Below are 8,282 nucleotides of genomic sequence, written 5' to 3'. Positions count from 1 at the left end.
GCCGACGAGCCGGGGGCACGGCCGGGCGCAGCAGGCGTGTGAGCGTGACGCAGCCACCGACGAGGACGGCGGTCAGGGCGCCCTGCAGGAGTGGCCCGTGCGGCAGGTGCGCGGGGGAGAGGCTGAGCAGCAGACCGACCGCGACGGCCGCGGCACCCGACACCCGTGGCAGCGGCACGCCCGCTGTCCACCCACCGGCCCGCCGCCGGATGCAACTCCCCAAGACCCTAGGGTTTTGCAGAGTTGGCTGGCGCCCCATGAGCCGGCGTCCACCGAGCGCAAGCGTCGACCCGGTGCCGACGAGGGCCACGGCCCCGGAGGCCATCGCGGCCGTCGACGCGGCGTCCTCCGGGAGCGGCGCCACGTCGTGCTGGCGCACCGAGTTGGCGCGTACGAAGAAGCCGGCGATGTGCGCCCACGAGGTGCACCTGGTGCGCGAGATCCCTTCGCGCGCAGCGCAGCTCGCCACCGCGGACCGGGTCAGCTGCGCGTCGAGGGCCTGCCGCGACCCCGGGGGCAGTGCCCCGTCGACGTGCGCGGCATGGCGCAGCAGGTCGTAGCCGAGGTCGTGCTGCCGGCACGGCCCCTCGAACTCCGCCGGCAGCGGCACGGGCGAGGAGCACGACCCGGTGGGGTTGACGAGGCGACCGTCCTCCACGACCGGCGTGTAGCCCAGGTCGGCGGCGAAGCCGGCGGGCAGCGCAGCGGCGGCACGCGGCACCGAGCCCGAGGTGAGCGCGGCGACGGCCGAGCGGGATCCCGGGTCGGACTGCGTCGTCGGCGGTCGGCCGGCGAGGGTCAAGGCCGCCCAGAGCGCTGCGGCGACGAGGGTGATCAGGGCGGTGCGGGTCAGTGGCGAGGTCATGCCGGTGAACCTCGCGAGCGCGCCCCGCGCGCCGCGTCACCCGCACGTGCCGTCGTCGGGTGCTACCCGGGGGCCAGCGCAGATGGCTCCGAAGTATGACGACGCGGACCCCGCGGCTCCGTAGCCTGAGTGCCATGCCCCGCCTCCCGCGCCCGCCCCGCTCGTGGGTCGGGCGTGCCCTCGCCGCGAGCGGTCGTGGCCTCACCCGGCTGACGAAGGGGCGGCCGCTCACCCCTTCGTCCTGCTGTGGGCGCTGGCGCTGCTCCTGGTCGTCGTCACGTGGTCGACGACGACGGTCACCCACGACGTCCCGGACTCGCTCCTGCCGGTCCTCGCGCTCATGACGGTGGCGCCCCTCGTCGTCCTCGCGGCGGGTCAGCGCGCGATCGCCGCGTGGGTGGTGTCGATGGCCGCCTCCCTCGTGTGGCTCGTCGTGCCGGGCCACGCGGACTGGCCGATGCCGTGGCCGGTGACGCACTTCCTCGTCCTGCTGCTCACGGTGCTCGTCGTGGCGCTCGCCGGCGCCGCCCGCGAGGTCGCCCTCGCCACCGTCGTCACGGCGCTGCTCTCCCTCGTCGTCATGGACACCGGCCTCAAGCCGTGGGCGATCGGCGTCGTCGTCATCGTCGCCTTCGGCCTGCTCGTGCGCTGGCTCGTCCTCTCCCGTCGCCAGATCGCCCGACAGGAGGAGGAGGCCGAGGTCGAGCGGGCCCGTCGCGCCGTCGTCGAGGAGCGCAGCCGCATCGCCCGTGAGCTGCACGACGTCGTCGCCCACCACATGTCGATGGTCGTCGTGCAGGCACAGACCGCGCCCTACCGCGTCCCCGGCCTCACCCCGGAGGCGAAGGGAGAGCTCGCCGGCATCGAGGAGTCGGCCCGAGCCGCGCTGCAGGAGGTTCGCTCCGTCCTCGGGGTCCTGCGGGAGGAGGGCACGCCCGTCGCGACCGCGCCGCAGCCGACGCTCGCCGACCTGCCGGCCCTGCTCGAGTCCTCACGCGCCGCCGGCATGGACCTCACCTGGCACTCGGGTCGACCCGAGCGGTGCCGCCCGGCACCGGGCTGGCCCTGCACCGCGTGCTGCAGGAGGCGCTGGCCAACGCCAGCCGGCACTCCCCGGGCTCGTCGGTGCGTGTGGAGCTGCTGCCGGTGCACGCCGAGGACGCCCCGCGGGCCGCCCTGCTCACGGTGGGGACCTCCCCTTCGGCCCGGGGCGGCTCGGCCGGTGACGGAGCAGGGCGGCGGTCACGGCATCCCCGGCATGCGCACGCGCGTCGAGGCGGTCGGGGGAGTCCTCACGGCCGGGCCCACGGCCCCGAGGGCGGCTTCGTCGTCACCGCGCAGGTGCCGCTCGACGACCGGCCCGGGCTGGGAGGCTAGGCGCATGGCGATCTCGGTGGTCATCGTCGACGACCAGGCGATGGTGCGGCAGGGCTTCGGTGCGCTCCTCGACGCCCAGCCCGACATCAGCGTCATCGGGGAGGCAGCCGACGGCGCGACCGGCGTGCGCGAGGTGGCCCGGCTCGCCCCCGACGTCGTCCTCATGGACGTGCGGATGCCGGAGGTCAACGGCCTGGAGGCCACGGCGACGATCCTCTCGGCGCCGAGCCCGACCCGCCCGCGGGTGCTCATGCTCACGACCTTCGACATCGACGACTACGTCTACGAGGCCCTGCGCCTCGGCGCCAGCGGGTTCATGCTCAAGGACGCGCCCGCCGACGAGCTCGTCCGCGCCGTGCGCGTCGTCGCCGGTGGCGACCAGCTGCTCGCGCCGAGCATCACCCGTCGGCTCATCGAGGAGTCGACCCGTCGCCGCGGCACCGTCCCGCGCCGGTCGCCGCAGCTCGAGTCGCTCACCGCCCGGGAACGCGAGGTCCTCGAGCTCATCGCCGGTGGGCGCTCCAACGCCGAGATCGCCGGCGAGCTCTACCTCGCCGAGCAGACGGTCAAGACGCACGTGTCGCGGGTGCTCGCCAAGCTCGGCCTGCGCGACCGCGCCCAGGCGGTCGTCTTCGCCTACGAGCACGCCGTCGTCGTGCCCGGCGCCTAGCCGAGCAGCGCACCGCCGGCGTGTGTCACCTTGTGCGCACCCGTGTCACCCCATGCGGTCACACGGGTGACCACACGGTGACACAGGCGGGTGAAACGCGTGGGCGCTGTGGAGAACCCGACGGTGGACGGCGCGCGATCCGCCACGCTGGCGTCATGGACCCCCGGATCGTCTTCGCCCTCGAGCGAACCGGCGCCACCTCGGCGACGTCGCTCGTGGCCGCTGGGGTGAGCCGTCGCGAGATCGAGCGCGCGGTGTCGGCAGGCGTGTTGCTCAGGTTGCGACGCAATGCCCTCGTCGACGGGGAGCGGTGGCGCACCTCCCCGCCGTGGGAGCGTCACGGGATGCGGGCGGTGGCTGTGGCGGCCGGTCTGACCACGGACGCGGGGTGCCCGGTCGTCCTGACCCACCACAGTGCGCTCGCGGTCCACGGCATCTCTCTGCACGGGGTCGACGACCGGGTGCACCTCTCGTGGGCCGACGGGCGAAGGGGGCGTACCTCCGCCTTGGTCAGGGTCCACCGTCTCGTGCCCGAGCGATTCCTCGACGCAGCAGCGGGTCTTCCGGTGGTCTCGGTCGCTGCCGCGTGCGTCCAGGTCGCCGCCGCCTGCGGGCCAGAAGCGGCACTCGTGAGCGTTGACGACGCCCTGCACCGGGAGCGGATGACGATGCGCGACCTCGAGGAGGCTGTGGCGGCCGTGGGCGCCGGTCGCACGTCGAGCGCGCCCCGTCAGGTGCTCGCGCTGGCTGACTCGAAGGCCGAGTCCGCCGCCGAGTCGCGGGCCCGGTGGTGCTTCCACCTTGCTGGACTCCCACCAGCCACCCCACAGGTCGAGCTGCGTGACGAGTACGGAGAGGTGTGGGCTCGGCTCGACTTCCTCATCGAAGAGGCAGGCGTCGTCATAGAGGTCGACGGGATGCGCAAGTACCGCGACATCGACGACCTGCGCGCCGAGAAGCTGCGGGAGGACCGACTCCGTGAGCTCGGCTACGAGGTCGTGCGCCTGACGTGGGCCGACCTGAGCGATCCACGGGTCGTGCGTCGGAAGGTCGGGGCAGCCCTGGACCGCGCGCGTCGACGTCGCACCGCCTGACCCGTGTGACGTTCCCGCTCGCCGTGTGACCGTATGGGGTGACACGGCCGCGCAGATGCTCACACAGGGAACGACTCAGTCGCCCAGGGCCTTGATGAGCGCGATCGCCCGCGACACCCGCTCGCCGTCACCGTCCTCGGTGGCCCAGACCGCGTTCACCACCTCACGCAGCGCGCTCACCGCCCGCACGAGCTCCTCGTCGAGCCCCGCCACGTCGGACACGACCTCGACCCGGCGCCGCACCGACCAGCGCAGCGACGCGCCGGTCCCCATCTCCGCCCACCGGTTGGTGAGCAGCGGCCCGACCTCCCACGCGGGGTGGCCGACGATCGGCTTGGGGTCGATCGCCACCCAGTCGGTGCCGTCGGACAGGACGTTGCCGTAGTGCAGGTCGCCGTGGAGCAGCCGCTCGCCGCCGAGCTCCTCCAGCGAGCGAAGGGAGGACCGCCCCTGCTCGACGTAGCGTCGCGGCACGCCGGCTGCCGCCGACCGGCCGAGGATCTCGCTGGCCCACGGCACGAGCACCGGCAGCTGGGGCAGGGGAGCGATGTGCAGGTCGGCGTAGAGCCCGGCGACGATCGCGACGGCCTCCTCGTCCCAGAGCCCGTCGAGGTCCTCGGTCGTCAGCCGCTCGAGCAGCAGCACGATCGCCGCGGGTCGGCGCGCAGCAGCCGCACGGCACCGCGTCCGTCCCAGGCCCGCAGGGCGAGGTGCTCCCCGTCGGCGTCGGTGTGCGGCCAGCCCAGCTTGAGCACCGCCGCACCCTCGGGCCCGCGCACGGGGCAGCACGAGCGAGCAGTGGCCGGTCATCGGGTCGCCGTCGACGGTCAGCTCCCAGGCGTCGACGACCTCGGCGACGAGGTGGGGGAGGGCGGCGACCCAGTCACCGCCGGCGGGACCCCCTTCGGCATCGAAGCCCGCGATCCGCGCCGCGAAGTCCGCGGGCACGAGGGCCGCGGCGTCCTCGACCCTCATCCGGTCGTCGTCGTGTCCCCGTAGAGCACGGGGACCGGCTGGCGAAACCGAGTGCGCGAGAGCTGCTCTGCCCGCACCATCCACGCGACCGTCTCGATCGCGGCGTCGCGGTCGTCGCCGAGCGCGTCGAAGCCGTCGGCATAGGCGACGAGCAGCCGGCCGAAGGCCTCGGTGCCCCACTCCAGGGCGGTGCGGCTCGTCAGGTCGTCGGGCCGTTCGTAGCCCAGGGTCGCGGGGCCGACCTCGTCGCCGGCGGCCGTCGTCTGCCGGGCGGCGAGCTCCTGCAGGCCCTCGCTCGTCTCGAGGACGTCGCGGGTGACCGCCCCGGAGGTGCGGGCGGCGATGAGGTCGAGGGCGTACATCGCGGCGCGGGTGGCATCCAGGGCCTGCGCGGCGACGGCACCGTCGTCCCACGCGCTCGACGTCGTGGGCGTGGTCCACAGGGGCGACTTCGCGCCGAGTCGCGAGGTGATCCGCTCCGTCACGAGGAGCCGGCCGGCGAGCCCGAGCATCGCGGGGCCGCACTCGCGCACCGCCGCCTCGAAGGCCGCAGCCGTCTCGGCATCGCTGCCGGGGGCACTCGCGTCGGCAACGACCGTGTCGGGCACCCCGGCCTCGGTGAGCGCCTTGCGTAGCAGGTCGGCGCGCGCTGCGGCATGCTCCTCCTCACCGGCCTCGAGGGCCCCGAGCACCGCGAGCAGGGCGCCCTCGCCGGGGATCGGCTCACGCCGCGGGACGAAGGGGAGGTCCGGCGCGTCGTCCTCGAGGCGCACCCCGCAGCCGGTCACGGCCGTCACCGAGAGGGTGAGGGCACCGGTGAGCAGGAGGCGTCGGCTGGGTCGGGCAGGCACGGTGTCGATCTTCGCACGCCACGCACCGCGCCGATCATGACTAGAGTGTGCCGCCAGCACGTCAACTCCACACGGAAGGCTTCCCATGGGTTCGGACCAGGACATCCTCGAGCAGGTGTCCGGCGCGTTGGGTGACGACTTCACCGTGGCCGGAGTGAGCGTCACCCCTGCCGGCAAGCGCCGCGTCGCGCGGATCACCGTCGAGCGGCCGGTCGCCGACACCGTCGGCGACACCCCCGTCGAGCCGCTCACGCTCGACGAGATCGCCGACGCGACCCGCCTGGTCAGCGACGCCCTCGACGCGAGCGACGTCATGGGCAGCCAGCCGTACACGCTCGAGGTGAGCACCCCGGGCACCGACCGCCCTCTCACCGAGCCGGTCCACTTCCGCCGCCTCGTCGGCCGCCTCGTCGAGGTGACCCTCGCCGACGGCCAGGTCACCGGGCGGGTCCTCGCGACGACCGCCGACGGGGTCGACCTGCACGTCAAGGGGACGAAGAAGGCTGCCCCGCACACCCAGCACATCCCCTTCGCCGACATCACCCGGGCCGTGGCCCAGGTGGAGTTCACGCGACCTGACAGCACGCCGGCCGCCGGCGAGACGGAGGACTGACATGGACATCGACATCCACGCCCTCAAGGCGCTCGAGCGAGAGCGCGAGATCCCCTTCGACATCCTCGTCGACGCGATCGAGGCGGCGCTGCTCGGCGCCTACCACCGCACCGAGGGCGCGTACAAGAACGCGCGGGCCGAGCTCGCCGCAAGGACGGCCACGTCGTCGTGTGGGCCCGTGAGGAGCACTTCGTCGAGGAGCAGGTCCCGGTCGAGGCGGGCGAAGGGGAGGAGCCTCCCGTCGACGAGGAGGGCCAGCCGCTCATGCGCACCCGCACCCGTCGCGAGCTGGGCCCGGAGTTCGACGACACCCCCGAACAATCGTCGGTCGGCGCGCGCGACCGCCCGCCAGGTCATCACGCAGCGCATGCGTGACCTCGAGGACGAGGCGATCCTCGGCGACTTCCGCGGCCGCGAGGGCGACATCGTTGCCGGCGTCATCCAGCAGAGCTCCAACCCGCGCAACGTCCTCGTCGACTTCGGCACGGTCGAGGGCGTCCTGCCCTCCTCCGAGCAGGTGCCCGGCGAGGTCTACAACCACGGTGACCGCATCCGTGTCTACGTCGTCTCGGTCAAGCGCGGCATGCGCGGGCCCGAGATCACCCTCTCGCGCACGCACCCCCACCTCGTGCGCAAGATCTTCGCGATGGAGGTGCCCGAGATCGCCGACGGCTCCGTCGAGATCGCGGCGCTCGCCCGTGAGGCCGGTCACCGCACGAAGATCGCGGTGCACTCCAAGGTGCCGGGCCTGAACGCCAAGGGCGCGTGCATCGGCGCGATGGGCGCCCGCGTCCGCGCGGTGATGACCCACCTGCAGGGCGAGAAGATCGACATCGTCGACTGGTCCGAGGACCCGCAGCGCTTCATCGCCGCCGCCCTCTCGCCGTCGAAGGTCGAGTCGGTCACCGTCGTCGACCCCAAGCTGCGCTCCGCGCGCGTCGTCGTGCCCGACTACCAGCTCTCCCTCGCCATCGGCAAGGAGGGGCAGAACGCGCGCCTGGCCGCCAAGCTCACCGGCTGGCGGATCGACATCCGACCGGACACCGCGCCGGACTCGAGCGGGGGCGTCGCCGTCCCCGGTCAGCCGGAGGGGTGACGGGGCCGAGCGGTGCAGGGGCTAGACTGATGGGGATCGACCGGTCTGGACTCCAGTCCGACCCGCCCGTCGCAGGTCCTGTCAGGACGTGCATCGGGTGTCGCGGACGGGATAGCCGGTCGACTCTGCTGCGCATCGTCGTGGAGACGGACGGCCGAGGCATCGCCACTGCCGTGCCCGACCCACGTCGGCGCATGCCGGGTCGTGGGGCATGGCTCCACCCCGACATCGCCTGTCTGGACCTCGCCGTCCGGCGGCGGGCCCTCGCCCGGGCGTTCCGACGCCGGGTCGAGGTGACCGACGCCCTTCGTGCCTGGATCGATCAGATGGCGCAGTCGTAGTCATCCGTACGTACAGCAACCGAGAGCGGGTTTGACGCTGATGAGCACCCGATGAGTACTCAGCAATGAGCATTCACCTCAACTGACGACGGTCCGCGCCTTCTCTCAGGTACGGACCAGAGAAGGAGAAACGTGGCCAAGGTCCGTGTCCACGAGCTCGCCAAGGAGCTCGGGGTTTCCAGCAAGGCCCTGCTCGCCCACCTGGGCGACATGGGAGAGTTCGTGAAGTCGGCGAGCTCGACGATCGAGGCGCCGGTCGTGCGCCGGGTGAAGGACAACCCGCCCGCCGCCGACCCCAAGGCGAAGAAGGCCGCCGCGGCTCCCAAGCCCGGTGCCAAGCCCGGCCCGAAGCCGGCCCCCGCGCAGCCCGCCTGCGCAGGAGCCCGCCGCCGAGGCACCC

9 protein-coding genes and 1 pseudogene are annotated in these 8,282 nt (G+C 73.4%); 7 read left to right on the top strand and 3 right to left on the bottom strand.

All coding sequences use genetic code 11. The features are described from left to right. A partial coding sequence (locus AC2W7J_RS13190) for a hypothetical protein (RefSeq protein ID WP_485982932.1) occupies nucleotides 1–865 on the bottom strand: 865 nt, incomplete at its 3' end. A 340-nt stretch (nucleotides 866–1,205) separates the two neighbouring features. On the opposite strand from AC2W7J_RS13190, the pseudogene AC2W7J_RS13185 reads away from it, so the two are divergent. The 3 genes and pseudogenes from AC2W7J_RS13185 to AC2W7J_RS13175 all read left to right on the top strand — a co-directional run. Further along, nucleotides 1,206–1,781, top strand: a pseudogene (locus tag AC2W7J_RS13185) (histidine kinase dimerization/phosphoacceptor domain-containing protein); the annotation flags it as partial. 465 nt (nucleotides 1,782–2,246) lie between these two features. Next, complete coding sequence (locus tag AC2W7J_RS13180) at nucleotides 2,247–2,912, top strand: response regulator (RefSeq protein WP_485982934.1); 666 nt, start codon at nucleotides 2,247–2,249, stop codon at nucleotides 2,910–2,912. Nucleotides 2,913–3,067: 155 nt separating this feature from the next. Continuing rightward, nucleotides 3,068–4,006, top strand: coding sequence for a hypothetical protein (locus AC2W7J_RS13175; protein WP_485982930.1), 939 nt, complete (start codon nucleotides 3,068–3,070; stop codon nucleotides 4,004–4,006). A gap of 75 nt (nucleotides 4,007–4,081) precedes the next feature. Here the strand turns inward: AC2W7J_RS13175 and AC2W7J_RS13170 are convergent, their stop codons facing one another. After that, nucleotides 4,082–4,981 carry an aminoglycoside phosphotransferase family protein gene (locus AC2W7J_RS13170; protein ID WP_485982928.1) on the bottom strand — a complete coding sequence of 300 codons (900 nt, stop codon included), beginning with the start codon at nucleotides 4,979–4,981 and terminating at the stop codon, nucleotides 4,082–4,084. Continuing rightward, complete coding sequence (locus AC2W7J_RS13165) at nucleotides 4,978–5,832, bottom strand: hypothetical protein (RefSeq protein ID WP_485982926.1); 855 nt, start codon at nucleotides 5,830–5,832, stop codon at nucleotides 4,978–4,980. The genes AC2W7J_RS13170 and AC2W7J_RS13165 overlap by 4 nt, the downstream gene beginning before the upstream one ends. Before the next feature lie 85 nt (nucleotides 5,833–5,917). Here AC2W7J_RS13165 and AC2W7J_RS13160 point away from each other — a divergent pair, with 85 nt between their 5' ends. From AC2W7J_RS13160 to AC2W7J_RS13145, 4 genes are all read left to right on the top strand, one after another. Beyond that, nucleotides 5,918–6,445, top strand: coding sequence for a ribosome maturation factor RimP (locus AC2W7J_RS13160; RefSeq protein ID WP_485982924.1), 528 nt, complete (start codon nucleotides 5,918–5,920; stop codon nucleotides 6,443–6,445). Nucleotide 6,446: 1 nt separating this feature from the next. Further along, complete coding sequence (gene nusA, locus AC2W7J_RS13155; RefSeq protein ID WP_485982922.1) at nucleotides 6,447–7,541, top strand: transcription termination factor NusA; 1,095 nt, start codon at nucleotides 6,447–6,449, stop codon at nucleotides 7,539–7,541. Nucleotides 7,542–7,570: 29 nt separating this feature from the next. Next, entirely contained in the window at nucleotides 7,571–7,882 is a 312-nt protein-coding gene (locus AC2W7J_RS13150; protein ID WP_485982920.1) for a YlxR family protein, read from the top strand. Nucleotides 7,883–8,014: 132 nt separating this feature from the next. After that, the coding region (locus tag AC2W7J_RS13145) for a translation initiation factor IF-2 N-terminal domain-containing protein (RefSeq protein WP_485982918.1) at nucleotides 8,015–8,282 on the top strand (268 nt) is incomplete at its 3' end.

Source organism: Janibacter sp. CFPM2_SD2, assembly GCF_057364645.1.
Note: the sequence above shows the minus strand (reverse complement) of the source record. Positions and strands in the feature narration are given on the sequence as shown.